This is a genomic window from Chryseobacterium sp. c4a (assembly GCF_009900745.1).
In the GTDB taxonomy this organism is placed as follows: domain Bacteria; phylum Bacteroidota; class Bacteroidia; order Flavobacteriales; family Weeksellaceae; genus Chryseobacterium.
The window spans coordinates 21554-41617 of sequence record NZ_WXVU01000001.1 but is presented as its reverse complement, the minus strand read 5'-3'; the positions used below and the strand labels follow the sequence as shown (position 1 = coordinate 41617).

The window sequence follows — 20064 nt, the reverse complement described above, 5'->3', positions numbered from 1 at the left end:
TGTGAAAAACCAACAATATGTCAACAGCAGAAACAACAAAAAACTCACAGTACTTTATTGACCTTGAAGACAAACATGGAGCGCATAACTATCACCCTCTGCCAGTAGTTCTGGATCGCGGAGAAGGTGTTTTCGTTTGGGATGTAGAGGGAAAAAGGTATTATGATTTTCTTTCAGCATATTCTGCTGTAAACCAGGGACACTCACACCCTAAAATTGTAGGAGCATTAGTAGAGCAGGCACAAAAATTAGCTTTAACATCAAGAGCTTTCTACAATTCTAAATTGGGAGAGTACGAGCAGAAGATCACGACTCTTTTCGGATTTGATAAAGTATTACCTATGAACTCCGGAGCTGAAGCTGTAGAAACAGCAGTAAAACTTGCCAGAAAATGGAGCTATGAGGTAAAAGGTATTTCAGAAAACGCTGCAAAAATCATCGTTTGTGAAAATAACTTCCACGGAAGAACGACTACAATCGTATCTTTTTCTAATGACCCGGATGCTAACCAGAACTATGGTCCTTTTACGCCAGGATTCATCAAAATTCCTTACAATGATCTTTCTGCATTAGAGGAAATACTTAACAGAGAAGCAGGAAATATTGCTGCATTCCTTGTAGAACCTATTCAAGGTGAAGCTGGAGTATATGTTCCGGATGAAAACTTCCTTAAAAATGCTTCTGAACTATGTAAGAAACATAATGTTCTTTTCATTGCCGATGAAGTACAGACAGGTATTGCAAGAACCGGAAAATTGATCGCTTGCCATCATGAAAATGTACAACCGGATATTTTAATCCTTGGAAAAGCACTTTCAGGAGGAATGTATCCAGTATCAGCAGTATTGGCTAATGATGAGATCATGAATGTTATTAAGCCTGGACAACACGGTTCTACATTTGGAGGAAACCCAATTGCTTGTGCAGTAGCTGTAGCAGCATTAGATGTAGTAGCGGATGAAAAATTATCTGAAAGAGCAGAAGAGCTTGGTCAGATTTTCAGAGCTGAGATCAATAAACTGATAGAAAAAACAGATCTTATTACCAAAGTAAGAGGAAAAGGGCTTTTAAATGCCATTCTAATCAACGATACACCGGAAAGCTCTACAGCATGGAATCTTTGTTTACAATTAAAAGAAAACGGATTGCTTGCTAAGCCAACCCATGGAAACATCATCAGATTGGCACCACCATTGGTAATTACTGAAGAGCAACTAAAAGATTGTGTAAAAATTATTGAAAAAACTATTCTGGAATATAAAGCTTAATTTTTCTTCAGAACAGATTCATAAAATTTAAGATAATTATTGGACATTGCGGTATAACTATATTGCTCTGTCCAATTTTTTATTTCCTGGCTCATTTCCTCTTCATGGCTATGATAAAGATTCATTTTCTCCTGAAATACTTGAGCCATTGATTTGGGTTCAAAGCTATCAAAGTAAAAAGCCTTATCACCTCCTATTTCAGGAAGGCTCGTATATTGGGAAAGGAAAACAGGTTTACCAAAAGCCATAGCTTCAATAGGCGGTATTCCGAAGCCTTCTGCAATAGATGGATGGCACATGGCTTCCGAGTGCTGAATTACAGCATATTTTTCTTCCTCTGAAAGGTTTTTAAGGAAATGTACTCTTTGTTCCAGATGTAATTCTTTGATCCTTTTTCTTACTTCATCTGCATAAGAAGACTTCTCATCTGAAGCAATAAGTACCAGATCTTCCTCAATATAGGGAAGCATCTCAACCAAAGTCAACTGATTTTTTTTATTGAAAAGTACCCCGATATTTAAAATATATTTTTTACCTTTTAAATAACTGTATTTTCCCAGCTGATATTCTCTATTATCAGGAAGGTCGATTCCATTGTGGATAACAACAATATCTTTAAGTTTAGTAAAAGTAAAAAGTTTTTTATTCTGAATAAAATCCTGTTTTGCGTACTCTGAAATACAGACAATATAATCTGCATTTTTCACATTACTTCTCACTTTCCCCAGCATCTTTCTTTTTTTGAAATCGGTAAGATTTTCATATAAGAAATTCAGGTCATGAAGGGTAACGATCTTTACTGTATCTTTATAATTTCTATGAAAATAAGAGGATAACTGATGGCTCACATGGATAAGGTCAAATTCTCCACTGAAACGCTCAAAAAAACGATGTGTTTTGTTCCAGTAAACACAATTCGGTGCAGGCTCAAAATTTTCAAGCTGTTCTTTTTTACCGAAAAAAAATATTTCAAACTTAGAATTCCCCTCCTGTAATCCTTTCGCGAGGTTTCTAAACACATTAGCTATTCCTGAATTGGGGTACCTTAGACGTTCGAGATCAATTAAGATTTTTTTCTTCATAAATTTTATAAAAAAATAGAATCAAGAATTTCTTTTTCTATTTTCGAGTTGTGGTTTTCTTTAAAATAACAAATTCCCTGCATTTTTATCTTTTCATAAAAAGCATCATCATTCATGAGCTGATGAATCGCTTTTGAAAATTCTACAGGATCCTGGCTTACTAAGCATCCGTTATCTTTTTTATTAATGAGCCCATCTACTCCTCTTCTGTTTGTTACTACTGGTAAACCGTAAGATAAGGCTTCCAGTACTTTAATTTTTACACCTGTTCCACTTAACATTGGGCAAATAGCAATTTTTGCATGGTTGTAAAACTCCTGTAAGTCATCTACCATCCCATATTTTATGACATTTGGGTAATCCTCTGCAATTGCCTTACCAATTTTACCAATGATATGAATTTTAACATTATTCAGCAAAGGTAACACTTCTTTTAAAAACCAATGAATTCCTTTTATATTGTGTGGATTATCACTGGCAACATAAAGAATATCATATTTAAAATCAGACCTTTCGCTCATGTTCTCAGGAAATGAGACGGGCATCAGGGTTACCTTTTTATCCGTAAACTGGTCGAATATATATTCTTCTTCCACTGAATAAGTCCAAATATTATCATATTGTTTTAAAATGGAAATTTCATCCTGAAATAATTTTCCAATGGTACGCTTATGACGGCTTTGCGCAGTAATAAAATCATGTGTATCAATAATTTTATAGGCGCTGGAAGGAACTTCATTAATCAATTTTCCCCATGTAGCATAACTTATGAGCACCACCTCAAATGCTGACTTCTTAACAATATCTGAAAACTCTTTCCTAAGAATATAACTTGTTGTATCTATAGAGTTTTTTTTAAAGAGATAAGGTATTTTATATAAAAAAAGATATTTCAAAAAATGCTTTTTATATTTCTTATCCAGAAGATACAACTGAATATTCGGAAATTTTTCATGAAACAAGGTTTCCTCTTCCTTTTTCCACATTCCCCAATCTCTTAAAGAGACAAAAGTAACATCCAGATCCTTGTTTTCATTGAAATAAGAAAGCATATAATTAAGCCTGGTTGTATTTCCGGCCTTTCCAGACATCGGATTATCAGGCATAAAATAAAGAACTTTCTTTTTCATTATATTTATTATTTTTGCGGCTACAAATATGACTATTTAATGAGAGATATAAAAGAATTAATTATAATAATATTAAATTATAACTCTTCTAAAGAGATCATCAGACAGCTCTCAACGCTTACCAATAAAGGAGAAATCAGCAATGATTCTTTTATTATTCTTGATAATAACTCCACGGATGGAAAAGAGCTAGAAGCCTACTGTAATGCTCATCATTTTTTCTTTCATCAGATGGGTAATAATCTTGGATATGCCTATGCCAATAACTGGGCCATTAAGCAGGCTATTGAATGGGGGAAAAAATATTTTTTCATTCTTAATCCGGATATCCATATAGATGCGGATACCATTGAACAGCTTTATATAAAATTAAAATCGGATTCTTCATTGGGAGTAATAGGCCCAAGATTACTGTATCACAGCAATCCCGAGTTAATATTTTCTGATGGTGGTCTATTATTTCCTAAAAAGGGATTTGAAGGAAATCATATCAATTTCCTCAAAAATGTAAAAGATGTAGAATCTCAAGGAATGACTTATGACATGGCTTATATTAATGGAAGTGCAATGATGTTTAAAAAGGAAGTTCTTGATGATATGGGATATATGGAAGCTGATTTATTCATGTATTATGAAGAATCGGAATGGTGTTACAGGATCAAAAAGAGCAACCGATGGAAAATTGCAGTGGATACAAAACTTGTCGCGTATCAATCTGACAGTTCCAGAGGAAAAGTATATGAATACTATATGACCAGAAATAGAATCTGGCTCACTAAAAAATATTCCGGGAGTTTATTTTTTGTGATCAGGGAACGTTTGATTGTTGCCCGCAAAAAATTCTTCTCTTCTAAAGGAAGTTTTAAAGAAAACAGTTCATTTTCCAAGAATATCCTTCAAGGAATTGTTCATGGGTTAATCGGAAAAACAGGAAAATTATGAATGAAATCGTATCTATTATTGTTCCCTGCTATAATCAGGAGAAATATCTTGCTGAAACTTTAGATTCTGTTATGGCTCAGACCTCAGATGCATGGGAATGTATCATCGTAAATGATGGTTCAACAGATAACTCTGAAGCAATAATTGATGTTTATTGTGATAAAGATGTTCGTTTCGTCAAGCTTAATCAGGAAAACCAAGGCCTTGCCGCCAGTAGAAATAACGGAATAAGAGAAGCCAAAGGAAAATACATTCTTCCTTTGGATGGAGATGATAAAATTGGAACTCAATATATAGAACTCGCTAAAAAGGAATTTGAAAAAAATCCAAAACTTGCATTAGTATACTGTAAAGCTGAGTTTTTTGATGCTAAAAATGAACCTTGGGAACTTAGAAAGTACGATTATGAAGCTTTATTATTTGCTAATCATATTTTCTGTTCGGCAATTTTCAAGAAAGAAGATTATCTGAAAACTTCGGGGTATGATACTCAAATGAAATTCGGATATGAAGACTGGGAATTCTGGATTCAACTTTTAAAGAAAGAGGATGCTGTTGTACAATTAGATTCTGTACAGTTTTTTTACAGACAAAGAGAAAGCTCCATGTTAAAATCACTGCAAGAAAGTAAAGCCAAACAGAATCAAATGGAAGGCTATATTTTCAATAAACATCGTGATCTTTATTCCAAAGTTTTAGATTCTGACCTTTCTCTGGCCGAGATTCAAAATGTGTTTCAAACGAGGCAGACATTTAAAAAGGTTAAAAAGACCCTTACCTATAAAACCATTTATAAGCTTGAACGTGCTATAAGGTCTCTTTTTTAGAAAAAACATTTACATAACAGGAAGTACATTAAGTCTCATTCATCTTATATGAGGGATTTAATGTACTTTTTTATTTACCAGCCAATAGAGCTTTCTGAAATATTCATTCTTCATAGATGTCTTATATAAATACAGCAGAAAAATTTAAGTTTGAAGAACAACAATCGGTTATAATTGTATTACAACCGTATAATTTTAAGTAAATTTGCAAAAATTTTAATTGAAATGGAGAAAGTAAGAGTACGTTTTGCTCCAAGTCCTACCGGACCTTTACATTTGGGAGGCGTAAGAACTGCATTATATGATTACCTTTTTGCTAAAAATCAAGGGGGAGAATTTGTATTAAGAATTGAAGATACAGATACCGCCAGATATGTAGAAGGAGCTGAAGAATACATTGAAGAAGCTTTAGAATGGTGTGGAATCATCCCTGATGAAAGTCCTAAGAAAGGAGGAAAATTTGCCCCTTACAGACAATCTGAAAGAAGAGATATTTATGACAGATATACTGAGCAGATCTTGAAAACAGATTATGCTTATATGGCTTTCGATACTCCGGAAGAATTAGATGCTGTACGTGCAGAATTCGAAGCCAATGGAGAGGTTTTCTCTTATGATAATAAAACGAGGAACCGTTTAAAAAACAGTCTTGCTCTTTCTGAGGAAGAAGTTCAGAAATTATTGGATGAGAAAACACCTTATGTGGTAAGATTCAAAATGCCTGTAGACAGAGTCTTAAATCTTGAAGACATCATCCGTGGGAAATCTGCTGTTAACACCAATACATTAGATGATAAAGTTTTGGTAAAAAATGACGGAATGCCAACGTACCACTTTGCCAACATCATTGATGACCACGAAATGGAAATATCTCATGTAATCCGTGGTGAAGAATGGTTACCATCTTTAGGACTCCATACTTTATTATATGAAGCAATGGGTTGGGAAGCTCCGCAATTTGCTCACCTTTCTTTGATTCTAAAGCCTGATGTTTCGGCATTAATCAATAAAGATAATATCGATGGGATCACAAAATCTTTCACGGATGAATTTGTGGTGAAGAATGGTCAGTTTTCTTTCGATGAGTCTGCACCAATCATCAAATCATTCTTTGCGGAAGTAAAAAGCCCTAGATTCAAATCTATGCTGGGTGAAAATGATAAAGACAATCCATTAACTGCTGCTGTAAAGCAATTTTTAAAGAAAGGACTTTCAGGAAAATTAAGCAAAAGAGATGGTGATAAATTTGGATTCCCTGTATTCCCACTTGACTTCAAAGATCCTGCAACAGGTGCTGTTTCTAAAGGATACAGAGAAAACGGATACCTTCCTGATGCATTCATCAATATGGTAGCATTATTAGGTTGGTCTCCGGCAGATGATAAAGAAGTTCTTTCTTTAGAAGAAATGGCTAAGGAATTTGATCTTCATAAAGTACATAAGGCAGGAGCCAGATTCAGTAAGGAGAAATCAGAATGGTTCAACCACCAGTATATTCAGATGAGATCGGACGAGGAACTTCTTGAAATGCTTAAAAATTCAGGACTTGATCTATCCAATGCTTCTGATGAAAAACTATTAAAAGTAATTCCTCTGATGAAGGAAAGAGCTACTTTCCCTAAAGATATTTATGAAAACGGGAAATTCTTCTTTGAAGCTCCTACTTCTTACGACGAAAAAGCATCTAAAAAAGCATGGAATGACGAAACTTCTGCTATTTTAGGAGAATTAGCTACTACATTTGAATCTACAGACTTTACTGCGGAAATCTTAAAGCAGACTATGCATGATTTCGCGGAAAATAAAGGACTGGGAATGGGTAAAGTAATGATGCCACTTCGTTTAGCTTTAGTTGGAGAGCTGAAAGGCCCAGACGTTCCGGATATCCTGGAAATCATTGGAAAAGAGGAAAGTACCTCCAGAATAAGCAATGCTATAAATAATTTTAAATAGAATTACCATAATTTTTCATACATTTGAAAGATTTAATTTACTTCAAGAAATGGAATATTTAAGTTTCGAACTTCCTATCAAAGAATTGATGGATCAATACCAGACGTGTTCTTTAGTAGGAGAAGAAAGTGGTGTTGATGTAAAATTAGCATGCAGCCAGATTGAGGATAAGATTTTAGAAAAGAAAAAAGAAATCTATAGCAATCTTACACCTTGGCAAAGAGTACAACTGTCCCGTCACCCGGATCGTCCTTATACATTGGACTACATTCACGGAATGGCAGACAAAGGCAGTTTCTTAGAACTTCATGGAGACAGAAATTTCGCTGATGACCCGGCAATGATTGGAGGATTGATTACCCTGGATGGTCAGAGAGTAATGATCATAGGGACTCAAAAAGGAAGAACAACTAAGGAAAGACAGCACAGAAGATTTGGGATGCCAAATCCTGAAGGATACAGAAAAGCTTTAAGATTAATGAAGCTTGCTGAAAAATTCAATATCCCTGTGGTAACTTTAGTAGATACACCGGGAGCCTACCCAGGATTGGAAGCTGAAGAAAGAGGACAAGGTGAAGCCATTGCAAGAAATATTTTTGAAATGGTTCAGCTAAAAACACCTATCTTCACTTACATCATCGGAGAAGGAGCCAGTGGTGGAGCATTAGGAATAGGTGTAGGTAATAAAGTATATATGTTGGAAAACACATGGTATACGGTAATTGCACCAGAAAGCTGCTCTTCTATCTTATGGAGAAACTGGGATCACAAAGAAGATGCAGCCAATGCATTAAATCTTACTCCAAAAGATGCTTTAAGAGAAAAGTTCATTGATGGAATTATTGAAGAACCCCTTGGAGGTGCTCACTATGATCAGGAGACCACTTACTTGAACTTGAAAAATTCTATTTTACAAAATATCAAAGCCTTTTCTAAATTTACAGGACAAGAGCTTGAAACCCAAAGACAAGATAAATTCATTGCGATGGGTCAGTTTAAAGGATAAAAAAATAAAAAGGTTAAGAAATATTTCTTAACCTTTTTTACTTTAGTTTTCTTCTTATTTAATCAGCTACATTGAGAGCAATCTCAATATCCTGAGTAATTTTCTTCAGTGAAGAATACTTTGCATCACACACCATTGTGGTCAGCACATACTCTCCTTTATCTATCAGAATAAAGTTTTCCCCTTTGGCAGGAACACTTAGATTATAATATTTTTTGCCATTTATTTTCACGATCAGATTACAACTTGACCTGTTTTTAATATTGATATAAGCTTCATTTTTGTTGATATCATTATTAAAAAGATGCGTAAGCATAGCTGCTGTTTTCTTATTGGCTTCACTAGGTTCAGATTTAGCCGATGAACCAGCACTTTTTGCAGAACTTACTGAAGCATAAGTCGCCAGTCTTTCTTCTTTCAGCGCATTGATAGCATTATTTACTTTATCTGTATTATTCGAATTATTGGCAGGTTTAGCATTATTTGTAGCAGATGGTTTTTTAGCTGCAATTACTTTTCCACTGTTCAATTCATTATTTTTAACAATATTTTCAATTTTCTCCTTACTGATGGGTCTGATTGTAGGTTTTGCTTCCGGTGAATTATCAGCCATGATAATATCCATCAGTCTTTTCTTGAAATAATCTGTTCTTGTATGACCGGGATTTTGCTTAATAAAACCGGCAATCACTCTTGCTTCCTTAGAAGTTTCGGCTTCCTGCTCTGTATAAATAATCACCGTTTCTTTTTCTACAACAGCCTTAGATTTTGTTTTTTTCTTTTTTTGAGAAAAACCAAGGGAAAAAATGCATAAAAACAGGAGAAGGAAGATTTTTTTCATTAATCAAATCTTTAAAATAGTATTAAATATATTAATAACGTGAAAAGTCATTTTTTAGTTTATCATTAAAATCATTATCTTTGCACTGCTCTAAAATTAAGCTAAAAATTAATACTAATCTTAAATAAAAAATAATAGATATTATGTCTTATACACCAGTTGCTGCAGACGTAGCTAAATTAAGAAACCAAACAGGTGCAGGTATGATGGACTGCAAAAAAGCTCTAGTTGAAGCTGAAGGAGACTTCGAAAAAGCGGTAGATATCCTTAGAAAAAAAGGACAAAAAGTTGCTGCTAACAGAGCTGACAGAGAATCTACTGAAGGTGCTGTAATCGCAAGAGTAAACGAAGATAACACTTTAGGTGCTATTATCTCTTTAAACTGTGAGACTGACTTCGTTGGTAAAAACGAAGCTTTCATCGAGCTAGCTTACGAATTAGCTGAAATGGCAATCTTTGCTGCTACTAAAGAAGAATTATTAGCTACAGATTTCCACGGAATGACTGTTGCTGAGAAATTAATCGAGCAGACAGGTGTTATCGGTGAAAAAATCGAAATCGGTACATTCGAAAGAATCGAAGGGCCATTCCTAGGAGCTTACATCCACGCTGGAAACAAAATCGCTGCGATCACTTCTCTTTCTGCAAAAGTAGATGGAGCTGACGAAGTTGCTAAATCTGTTTCTATGCAAGCTGCTGCAATGAACCCAATCGCTCTTGACGAAACTAAAGTTTCTCAAGAAACTATCGACAAAGAATTAGAGATCGAAAGACACAAACTTACTGAAGAAGGTAAGCCTGCAAACATCATCGATAATATCTTGAAAGGTAAAATGCAGAGATTCTACAAAGACAACACTTTGGTACACCAAGACTTCATCAAAGACTCTAGTATCTCAGTTGCTGATTATGTAAAATCTGTAAACGCAGATCTAAAAGTAACAGGATTTATCAGAGTAAGCTTATAATCCAGCTTTTAAAAATATGAAATCCCGATGATTTTTTTCATCGGGATTTTTTTATGCCCAAATTTCTATCAATATGAACACAAAATGACTTAAATTTTAAATATTCAATAATTATGCAATATTCCAGAATTCCAAATTTTTTTTATATAAAATTGTGATTATTAATACTTAAATTTGCGGCCCTTATAGTAACTCATGAAAAAATATCTACTCGCTTTTTGCACTTTTTTTTGTTTAATAGTTAATGCCCAATTGGACTCAGAACATTGGTTTGCACCTATGGCAGCCAAAGCAGATGTAAGCCAACTTCAAGGGTTTCTCTACCTATCTACCGATGAAGCTACCCCGTTTCCTATACAGATTTTCAACAACAATACACTCTATACGACAGTACAGGTGAGCAAAAACTCCCCTATGGAAGTGTCAATCCCTAATAATTTTCTAATTGCAACCACTCAGTCACAGTTGTTCACCCCAAATTCAATGGGACTTCAAGTGAAAGGAAGCAAAAAATTCTTCGCTAATTATAGATTTTCACTTAAAAACCAGGCAGAGATCCTTACCTCTAAAGGAGCAGCAGGTTTAGGTACCACTTTCTATGCCGCAATGGCTCCTATTGAAGGTTCTGCCACTTATATGAATTCTACGATTGGAGTTACAGCCACTGAAAACAATACGGATATAGAAATTTCAGGATACAACCCTACTCTTCTTTTTTCGAATGGAACAACTTCACCAACAAAAAAATTCACTCTGAATAAAGGACAATCTTACATTCTGGATGTTGTAAGCTCTCAAAAAGCGATCAATAAAACAGGATTAATTGGAGCTAAGATTACAGCCACCCATCCTATTACCGTAACCAATGGAAATTTCAATGGAGCTTATGTGAATGTAACCAATAATGATGTATTGATGGATCAGTCTGTACCCGTAGACAGACTTGGAAAGAACTTTGTAATGGTAAAAGGTAATGGTGGACTTACTTCACAGATGGAAAGTGCCGTAATTGTTGCTACAGAAGACAATACACAGATTACCTTTAATGGAACTGGAGCTCCTGTCATCCTTAATACTGGAAAATACTATATTGTTCCAAGTAATAAATATAAGAATCAGGGAAATGGTCATTATAATATGAATATTTCAGCCACCAAAAATGTGTATGTATATCAATTATTATCAGGAGCTACGAGCGGCAATGAGTTCGCTTCGGGAGGAATGAACTTTATTCCCCCTATCAGCTGCTTCATGCCCACCAAAATAGAAGAAATCGGATTTATCAATAGAATCGGAAGCAATGCCTTTACCACCAGGCTGAATATCATTACACAAAAAGGAGCCACTGTAACAGTAAATGGAAATCCAATTGCAACAGGAAACGGGCCTTATTCAGTGGATGGAAATCCAGATTGGGAAACCTATTCGATATTGGGAGTATCAGGAAATATTACCGTTAACTCAAACAAACCTGTTACGGCAGGTATCGCAGCAGGAAACGGTGCTGTAGGATATGGTGGATATTTTGCCGGATTTTCCTCAGTTCCTATAATCACAAAAACCGGAGACTGTTATCATGGAGTTCTTTTACAGGTAGAATCGGGTTATGATGATTATAAGTGGTACCATAATGGGGTTGAAATCCCTGGTGCTACTACTTTTACACTTAATCCTGATCCAACGGGTTCAGGAATCTATACCTGTAAAATCACCAAAAATAATTGTGAGACCAGACTTACTGCAGACTATGATTATACAGTATGTCCACCTATTACAACAACAACCTATGATATTGGTTCATGTAATAATCAAATCATTACCCCTGCATTTACAAGTGCTACACAAACTATAGATCCGGCTCATACAAGTATTATTGTACAGCCAACCAAAGGGACAGTTGCTATTCACCCTACTACAGGACAAATCACCTATACTCCTAATGCTGGTCTGACTGCAGACACTACAGATACTTTCACTTATTATATTCAGGGATCCGGGAATCCGGCTGCATTTGAATATTTTACAGTAGTAGTGAATACTCATGTTCTTACAGTAACAAATGATGTTATGTATTCTTGTCCGGCAACCAATGGAGATGGTACTTATAATCTGAAACTGGCTAATGTAACTCCAATTTCAGGCGCAGGAACAACAATAACTTACTTTACCAATGCCAATCTAACAGGGCCTATTGCCAATCCGGCAAATTATACAGCCCCAACAGGAGTTGTATACGCGAACGTAACGTCTTATGGTTGTTCTAAAGTAGGTACTATTACTCTCAACACATTCCCTACTCCTGTTATCAACACTGCTAATTTTAATGCTAATAGTTGCAGTAATGCATCGGACGGAAGTATATCTGTAGACTTTAATAATGTTACTCCACAGATTGTTGCTAATTCAGCTCTTTTTACAGTATCATATTACCTTAATCAGAATGATGCTATCAACGGAACTACTAATACACTTCCATCAAACTGGACGTATTCAACTAATACAACAGTCTATGTAAGAGCTACGGGAAATGTAGGAAATTGCCCTGCTGTTCTTGGCCAGATCAACTTTACAGTAGGAAATAAAGTTCCTTTAATTACAAATAATGCTACTGCTGATGTCTGTGATAATGACATGAATGGCTCAGAGAATGTAAACCTAAATGATTACAAAGGTTTATTTACTGTTGATCCTAATGTTATCTTATCATTCCACACTTCTGCCACTGATGCTCAGGCTGGAAACAGCCCTATTTCAGCATCACAGATTCTGACTTCTTCAGGAGGCATCTATTATGTGAGATTTCAAAGCCCAACAGCATGTACCAATACAGGAGTTTTAACTCTTACTTTAAAAACTCCTAAAAAATCTACCCAACTTCAGGATAAAGTAATCTGTTCAAACGATAAAGTTCTTTTGGATGCAGGAGCAGGATTTACATCTTATCTATGGAGTAACGGAGCAACCACACAAAGTATTACAGCCTCCGTTGGAAGCTATTATGTAGATCTTGGATTTAACGGATGCGTATACCGTCAATATGTAAAAGTGACTACAGCACAAGCTCCTACCATTTCAAAAATAGAAGTTTCCGGTACTACAGCTACGGTGTATGTAACAGGTGGAACTCCTCCTTACAGATATTCATTAAATGGTATTGATTATCAGTCCTCCAATGTATTTACAGGTTTATCTAGAGGTACTCATACCGTATATGTATTGGCTTCTGACGGATGTAGATATGTAACCAAAGAATTTCTTGTTATCAATCTTATCAACACGATCACTCCTAATGGAGATGGAATTAATGATATCCTGAACTACTCAGAATTAAGAATAAAGCAAAATGTATCAATAGAGGTTTCTGATCGATATGGAAACTCAGTATATAAATCTTCTGATAAGAATTATATCTGGGACGGAAAATCCAATGGAAGAAACCTTCCTACCGGAACTTATTGGTATGTCATCAAATGGATTGAACCAGACACCCAATTACAAGTTTCACACTCAGGATGGCTTTTAATTAAAAATCGGGAATAATTTTTAACTTTTATTTACATTTTATTAAAAGTATTTGATTTTTTATTTTAATTTTGTAGAAATCCTAATTCCATACACATGAAAAGATTTCTACTCAGTTTTGTATTAATTTTTTTTACAATTAATACCCTCTTCGCGCAAAGGGATACTGAACACTGGATTGCACCTTATTATGTAACTGAAGGTAGTTACCAAAATAAGGTGTATTTGTCCACTGATTCCACGACTCCTTTTCCCGTACAAATATTCAGTGCCAATACCTTGCTTGGTACTGTTACAATCTCCAAAGGAGACCCTAAAACATTTGATATAGACCCAAGCCTTATCTCTGCAGACGGAGCTACCGATGCTTTTGTTGTAGGTACAAAGGGGCTTTATTTAAAAGCTGAAAGACCTTTCTATTGCAGCTTAAGACTTGCAGAGTTTTCACATGGTGAAATTATCACCAGTAAAGGAAAGGCTGGTATTGGTACAAAATTTTATGTTGCCTCTAGCCCGAATACAAGAAATTCAAAAACAAGTTTTGGTTTAGATAATTTTACTGCAGGAATTCTAGCTACTGAAGACAATACTACCGTTACTGTAAGCTGGACAAATCCTAACTTAAAATTCGTCAACGGCCCTCCTGTCAGCTTAACCAGCTATTCTTATGTTCTCAATAAAGGACAATCCTTTATTTTTGCGGGAGAGTTAGATGATGCAGATGCTAATGCTCAGGGATTCATTGGGGCTAAAGTTGTTAGTAACAAGCCTGTAACACTTACCAATGGTAGCTGTAATGGTAATTTCTCTGCCATACCAAGTGGTTCTGACCCTATTCTTGATCAATCTGTACCGGTAGATCGATTAGGGAATACATTTGCTATGGTAAAAACCAAATCTACAAAAGCAGATCTTAAGATGGAAGGTGGTCTTATTGTTGCTACAGAGGACAACACTGAAATATACATTAATGGATCGGGTACTCCTGTTGCCACTATAAATGAAGGTGGATGGTATAGAATAGATGAAACAAGTTATGTACTTCAACCGGGACCTGGAGATCACTCCAATATGTTTATTTCCACATCCAAAAATGTATACCTTTATCAATTCATTGGAATTGGTGCTAGTGCAGCCACTAATGGATTTAATTATATTCCGCCATTGAATTGTTTCTTACCAAGAAGAATTGAGGAAATTGGTAAGATTAATGAAATGCCGGGAATTACCAGTGGTATTAATCTAAAACTTAATATATTAACTGAAGTAGGAGCAAATGTACTTGTAAATGGAACAGCACCTACACCAGCTGAAGGACCACACCCTTTGACAGGAAACTCTCTATGGGTAACCTATTCATTGGAGAATTTCCCTCCTAACCTTACCATTACCTCTACAAAAGCGGTAACTGCAGGAATTAACGGTGGATATAGTTCTGCCGGATATGGTGGATATTTTGCAGGATTCTCATCAGTACCTGTTATTGCTAAAAAATCAGGGAACTGTGTTCCTGGAATCGTTCTGCAGGTAGAAGATACTTATGATACCTATCAATGGTTCCTGGATGATGTTGCCATTTCTGGAGCCAATACTTTTACTTATGCCCCTACAAAACCAGGCTATTACACAGTAAGGGTAACAATGGGTGCATGTCAATCACTGACTACCCCTATTTATAAAGTTGTTAACTGTTTAATACAGTCAACTAAAGAAGAGGCATCTTGTGCTACTAAGATTATTACTCCTGCGTTCAGTGCTTCAACTCAGACACCTGTGCCAAGTACATTAAAAATCCTTACTGCTCCTACCAATGGAACAGCTGTAATTAATGCAAATGGAACAATAACTTATACACCGAAGCCAAATTTCGAAGGAACAGATAAAATTGTGTATACATTCTGTGGTGATTCCTCAGACTTTATGGATTGTGAAGAAGTAACGCTAAACCTAAAGGTTGTACCTTTCATTGTAAAAGATACTTCTATTAAAGCTTGTTGGTATGATGTAGCGCCGTATGCTTATTTTGATCTAACGAAAGCCAACGTTACAGATTATAATCTTTCAGTAAAAAAATACTACCGTACCTTAAAAGATCTTAATGCCGGAATCAATGAAATAACAACTCCTGAAAACTTTCCTGCAACGGGAGGATCTGTATATGTAAAAATTACTACAGAGCAAGGATGTACTGCTAATGCGAAAATAGACCTGATTACTCTTCCAGTAAAAAAGTCACCAATTCTTGTAGATAAATATATCTGTATTGATGCTAAAACTGATCTTGAAGCAGGATCTGGATATGATTCTTACCAATGGAGCACAGGAGCTACCACTTCTGGAATCCGAGGAGTAGGCGTAGGAGAATATACTGTAATTCTTGAGAAAAACGGATGTTTCATCACTCAGACAGTAAGAGTGAAAAAAGCAGCTGATCCTGTTATTCAGCGTATTGAAATTAACAATACCACAGCTACAGTAGTTGTAGATGGAGGTAAAGCTCCTTACAAGTTTGCTGTAGACGGAACTACAAACTGGCAAGACTCAAACTCCTTCACAGGATTAAGCAGAGGCCAACATAAATTCTATGTAAAAGATGCTTATAACTGTACCCCTACTTCAGCGGAAGTTACAGTTCCTAATTTATTGAATGCTATTACACCTAATGGAGATAACGTCAATGATTATATCGATTACAGCGACCTTGCTTATAAGGATAATCTAAAATTTGTAGTATATGACAGATATGGAAATCTGATATTTACAGGAGACAGATTCAATAATTATAAGTGGGATGGAAGACATTTCGATAAGAAACTTGTTACAGGCACATACTGGTATCATGTTACATGGAATGAGCCTAATAAAGACAAAACTGAAATAAAATATACAGGTTGGATTATGGTAAAAAACAGAGAATAACCATCCGGATATAAAATTTTTAAACCACGATTTTTAAATCGTGGTTTTTTTATTTCATTTTCAACACTTTAATACTTTTTATTATTAAATTTGTAGTAAATACAACTCCTGAATGAAGAAAGTTTTATCTTTTTTATTTATATTTTATATATTCACCTCTACGTTTGCTCAATTGGACAGAGAGCACTGGTTTGCCCCAATGATAGATCGCTCAGGAGCTCCTTCTCCCAATCAGAGCCTCTATTTATCTACCAGCAGAACGACGCCATTTCCAGTAAGTATTTATAACAACAACGTCTTGATAGGAACGGTGAATATCAGTAAAAATAATCCTCAGAAGTTTGATGTAGTAAGAAACTTTATTATCACCACCCAACAGGCAGATTTATTTACCCCCACTACCAAAGGGCTCTATCTAAAAGCAGAATTTCCGTTTTATGCGAATTTAAGGTTTTCCGTATTTAACCATGCCGAAATCATCACTTCAAAAGGGATTCCATCTACAGGGAAAAACTTCTTTACAGCTTATGCTCCTATTAGTGTAAATAATGGTATCCTAAACTTTATGACCAGTATTCTCGCTACTGAAGATAATACCAATATCAGTATTACCAACTATAGTCCGCTTGTACAATTCTCCAACGGAACAACAGGAGCCACCAATCCTATTATAAATATTACTTTAAACAAAGGACAGTCTTATATTATAGACGGGATTGGAAATAATTCAGGAAACTTCGACGGGTTTATCGGAGCCAAAATTACTTCAAATAAACCAGTTAATGTTACTAACGGAAATTTCAATGGCCAATACGCAGGAGATTATCCTACCAGTTCTGATATCTTAATGGATCAGGCTGTGCCCGTTGACAAACTTGGAAGTGAATTTGCTCTCGTAAAAGGTAACGGAAGTATTGGTGCCAATATGGAAAAAGCACTGATCATTGCAACCCAAGACAATACACAGATCTATGTGAATGACGAATTAACCCCGATTGCAACCCTTAATACAGGAAAATATTTTGTGATTCCTGATACGAAATATGCCCTTCAGGGTAGTGGTCATTACAATCTGTACATCAAAACCTCTAAAAATGCCTATGTATATCAAATGCTTGCAGGTGATGGAAGTACATCCACCGAAGTGGCCACCGGAGGTTTCAATTTTATTCCGGCCTTAAACTGTTACCTTCCTAAGCAGATCAATGAGCTAGGACTTATTGATGAAAATTTTGTTTATTCTAATGCCAACCCATTAGGAATTCTCAATATTCCCACAAAGCTAAATCTTATCACAGAAAAAGGAGCTGTAGTTACAGTGAACGGAGGTACTCCACCGGTCTCTACAGGGCCTTACAGTATGACAGGTACCAGCAATTGGGTTACCTATGGAATCCCTAACGTTACCGGAACAATAACAATCGTTTCAAGCAAGGCCATTACGGCAGGAATTACAGCAGGAAGTAATGCTGTAGGATATGGAGGATTTTTTGCCGGATTTCCTACACAACCTGTTATTTTAAAATCAGGAGGAAACTGTATTCCAGGGCTAGTACTCACTGTGGATCCTATCATTTATGATTCCTATCAATGGTACAGAAACGGCATTCTTATTCCGGGAGCCAACAGCTCTTCCATCACCCCTTCCCAATCCGGATATTATACCTGCCAAGTAACCATGGGAAGCTGCACCCCTTTGGTGACAGAACAATATAAAGTTACCAACTGTGTGAAGCTAACAGCAACATCCTATAATGTATGTTCTTCACAAACCATCACTCCTACCTTCAGTACTTCAACACAAATACCAGTACCATCTACTGTAACAGTTACTACCCCACCAACGTTGGGTACAGCTGTTGTAAATCCAGCTACAGGAGCTATTACTTATACTGTCAATAATCCAGGTACACCTGGAAATGACACATTTACCTATACTTTCTGTGGAAATGATCCAGACTTTCCTGATTGTGAAACCGTAACAGTAACCATAAAAATTCAAGCGATCACTGTCACCAATTCAATATTATATTCTTGTGATGTAAATGGAAAAGGAACATTTGATCTTACCACTGCCAGCGTAACAAACAATGCTCCTGTTACCAAAACCTATTATCCGACTCTGGCAGATGCACAAACAGAAAACCCGGCAACTCAGATTACTACCCCTAACAATTACTCAGCAGCGAATGGTACAATTATTTATGTTGTAGTTAAAAATGCAGTCGGTTGTAAAAGTATTGCTGAAATCACACTATCACTTTACAATAAAGCAATCGTTCTGGATAATTATAATGGTACATTCTGTGACGATAATTTTGATGGAATCGTAAATATCATCCTCTCTAACATCACCACTATTGTACTTAATAATCCTACATATTTTACTGTAAGATATTATGCCAATTTAGCTGATGCCAATACAGGAAACACCAACACACTCCCTAATAACTGGAATTATACCACAGCCACTACAATTTACATCAGAGTAGACTCTCCGGATGGATGTGCTTCTGTTGTTAAACCTTTAAAATTCAGTATTGGAGCCAAAATACCATTGAGTCGTCAGGCATCAGAAGAAGATGTATGTGATGACGACCTGGATGGAATCAAAGCAATTAGCCTCACTCAGTTTATTCCCCAGTTTACTTTAGATCCAACGGTTACGTTTACTTTTCATGCAAGCTTAGCCGATGCACAGAATAATGTGAGCCCAATAGTAGCCAATGTAAATATTACTGCAGCACAGACTTTTTATATCCGTTTTGAAAAAAGTGGAGTATGTCCGGAAGTTGCATCTATTAAACTTACGATTAAAATTCCTAAAACATCAGCGTTACTGGTAGATCAAATGATCTGCCCTAAAATGACCACAACACTGGATGCAGGCCCTGGCTTTGATAAATACTTATGGAGTACAGGAGCAACAGCCCCTTCAATTACGAATGTCCCGGCAGGAAGTTATTGGGTAGAGCTGACTTCTAAGGGCTGCGTTTACAAACAACATGTAAATGTTACAGAATATCAGATCCCTATCATCACTTCTATTGAAATTGACGGAACAACAGTAAAAGTAGGAGCAAGTGGCGGGATACCACCTTATGAATATTCTCTGGATGGAGTAATCTGGCAATCATCTAATATTTTCTATAACGTACCAAGAGGAGCTCACACCGTAAGAGTAAAGGACTCTAAAATGTGTGGTGAAGCTAAAAAGGATTTTGCCATTATCAATCTCATCAATACCATTACCCCCAATGGCGACGGAGTCAACGAAGCCATCGATTATTCCGCCTTAATGTCTAATGATAATCTGGTATTCAGAATCTTCGACCGCTATGGAGCTGAGATTTTTCGCGGTTCTCGTGAAAACCGATATATCTGGGATGGCCGTGTTGGAGGCAGGTATGTTCCCACCGCTACTTATTGGTATTTTATCAGCTGGACAGAATATGGTTCTACTGTATCAATAAAATACTCAAGCTGGCTATTGGTAAGGCACAGATAATACAGGTAAAATGTTGAAAGAAAGTAATATTCTTTCAACATTTTATTATACATCCAAGTTCAGATTCGGATCAGAAATAGGTTTATAACATTCATTAA

12 protein-coding genes are annotated in these 20064 nt (G+C 36.0%); 9 read left to right on the top strand and 3 right to left on the bottom strand.

All coding sequences use genetic code 11. The features are described from left to right. Positions 1-17: 17 nt before the first annotated feature. On the top strand, positions 18-1268 hold the full coding sequence (gene rocD, locus GTR01_RS00175) for an ornithine--oxo-acid transaminase (RefSeq protein ID WP_160135880.1): 1251 nt from the start codon (positions 18-20) through the stop codon (positions 1266-1268). On the opposite strand, the gene GTR01_RS00170 is transcribed toward rocD, so the two are convergent. Both GTR01_RS00170 and GTR01_RS00165 read right to left on the bottom strand, forming a co-directional pair. Continuing rightward, positions 1265-2350 carry a glycosyltransferase family 4 protein gene (locus tag GTR01_RS00170; RefSeq protein WP_160135879.1) on the bottom strand — a complete coding sequence of 362 codons (1086 nt, stop codon included), beginning with the start codon at positions 2348-2350 and terminating at the stop codon, positions 1265-1267. The genes rocD and GTR01_RS00170 overlap by 4 nt on opposite strands. Positions 2351-2355: 5 nt before the next feature. Continuing rightward, positions 2356-3480 carry a glycosyltransferase gene (locus tag GTR01_RS00165; protein WP_228452123.1) on the bottom strand — a complete coding sequence of 375 codons (1125 nt, stop codon included), beginning with the start codon at positions 3478-3480 and terminating at the stop codon, positions 2356-2358. A 39-nt stretch (positions 3481-3519) separates the two neighbouring features. Between GTR01_RS00165 and GTR01_RS00160 the strand changes: the two genes are divergently transcribed. From GTR01_RS00160 to GTR01_RS00145, 4 genes are all read left to right on the top strand, one after another. Beyond that, a complete protein-coding gene (locus tag GTR01_RS00160; protein WP_160135878.1) occupies positions 3520-4422 on the top strand; it encodes a glycosyltransferase family 2 protein in 903 nt (300 codons plus the stop codon). Then, positions 4419-5249 carry a glycosyltransferase family 2 protein gene (locus GTR01_RS00155; RefSeq protein ID WP_160135877.1) on the top strand — a complete coding sequence of 277 codons (831 nt, stop codon included), beginning with the start codon at positions 4419-4421 and terminating at the stop codon, positions 5247-5249. The genes GTR01_RS00160 and GTR01_RS00155 overlap by 4 nt, the downstream gene beginning before the upstream one ends. Positions 5250-5474: 225 nt before the next feature. Next, positions 5475-7202, top strand: coding sequence for a glutamate--tRNA ligase (gltX, locus tag GTR01_RS00150; RefSeq protein WP_160135876.1), 1728 nt, complete (start codon positions 5475-5477; stop codon positions 7200-7202). A 49-nt stretch (positions 7203-7251) separates the two neighbouring features. Further along, entirely contained in the window at positions 7252-8208 is a 957-nt protein-coding gene (locus GTR01_RS00145) for an acetyl-CoA carboxylase carboxyltransferase subunit alpha (protein ID WP_089737962.1), read from the top strand. Positions 8209-8266: 58 nt separating this feature from the next. Here GTR01_RS00145 and GTR01_RS00140 read toward each other — a convergent pair whose 3' ends face one another. After that, on the bottom strand, positions 8267-9049 hold the full coding sequence (locus GTR01_RS00140) for a DUF6759 domain-containing protein (RefSeq protein ID WP_160135875.1): 783 nt from the start codon (positions 9047-9049) through the stop codon (positions 8267-8269). Positions 9050-9192: 143 nt separating this feature from the next. On the opposite strand from GTR01_RS00140, the gene tsf reads away from it, so the two are divergent. The 4 genes from tsf to GTR01_RS00120 all read left to right on the top strand — a co-directional run bounded on the left by tsf (position 9193) and on the right by GTR01_RS00120 (position 19966). Beyond that, complete coding sequence (gene tsf, locus GTR01_RS00135) at positions 9193-10017, top strand: translation elongation factor Ts (protein WP_068944942.1); 825 nt, start codon at positions 9193-9195, stop codon at positions 10015-10017. Between the two features lie 279 nt (positions 10018-10296). Continuing rightward, on the top strand, positions 10297-13557 hold the full coding sequence (locus GTR01_RS00130; RefSeq protein ID WP_160135874.1) for a gliding motility-associated C-terminal domain-containing protein: 3261 nt from the start codon (positions 10297-10299) through the stop codon (positions 13555-13557). A gap of 78 nt (positions 13558-13635) precedes the next feature. Next, the gene (locus tag GTR01_RS00125) at positions 13636-16458 is read left to right on the top strand and encodes a gliding motility-associated C-terminal domain-containing protein (protein WP_160135873.1); all 2823 of its coding nucleotides are present in this window, start codon (positions 13636-13638) and stop codon (positions 16456-16458) included. A gap of 112 nt (positions 16459-16570) precedes the next feature. Next, positions 16571-19966 carry a T9SS type B sorting domain-containing protein gene (locus GTR01_RS00120; protein ID WP_185155077.1) on the top strand — a complete coding sequence of 1132 codons (3396 nt, stop codon included), beginning with the start codon at positions 16571-16573 and terminating at the stop codon, positions 19964-19966. The last annotated feature ends 98 nt before the right edge of the window (positions 19967-20064 follow it).

Bases quoted from the DNA above. Each gene is read 5' to 3' on its own strand.
- rocD (WP_160135880.1), top strand. From the start codon at position 18: ATGTCAACAGCAGAAACAACAAAAAACTCACAGTACTTTATTGACCTT.
- GTR01_RS00170 (WP_160135879.1), bottom strand. From the start codon at position 2,350: ATGAAGAAAAAAATCTTAATTGATCTCGAACGTCTAAGGTACCCCAAT.
- GTR01_RS00165 (WP_228452123.1), bottom strand. From the start codon at position 3,480: ATGAAAAAGAAAGTTCTTTATTTTATGCCTGATAATCCGATGTCTGGA.
- GTR01_RS00160 (WP_160135878.1), top strand. From the start codon at position 3,520: ATGAGAGATATAAAAGAATTAATTATAATAATATTAAATTATAACTCT.
- GTR01_RS00155 (WP_160135877.1), top strand. From the start codon at position 4,419: ATGAATGAAATCGTATCTATTATTGTTCCCTGCTATAATCAGGAGAAA.
- gltX (WP_160135876.1), top strand. From the start codon at position 5,475: ATGGAGAAAGTAAGAGTACGTTTTGCTCCAAGTCCTACCGGACCTTTA.
- GTR01_RS00145 (WP_089737962.1), top strand. From the start codon at position 7,252: ATGGAATATTTAAGTTTCGAACTTCCTATCAAAGAATTGATGGATCAA.
- GTR01_RS00140 (WP_160135875.1), bottom strand. From the start codon at position 9,049: ATGAAAAAAATCTTCCTTCTCCTGTTTTTATGCATTTTTTCCCTTGGT.
- tsf (WP_068944942.1), top strand. From the start codon at position 9,193: ATGTCTTATACACCAGTTGCTGCAGACGTAGCTAAATTAAGAAACCAA.
- GTR01_RS00130 (WP_160135874.1), top strand. From the start codon at position 10,297: ATGGCAGCCAAAGCAGATGTAAGCCAACTTCAAGGGTTTCTCTACCTA.
- GTR01_RS00125 (WP_160135873.1), top strand. From the start codon at position 13,636: ATGAAAAGATTTCTACTCAGTTTTGTATTAATTTTTTTTACAATTAAT.
- GTR01_RS00120 (WP_185155077.1), top strand. From the start codon at position 16,571: ATGAAGAAAGTTTTATCTTTTTTATTTATATTTTATATATTCACCTCT.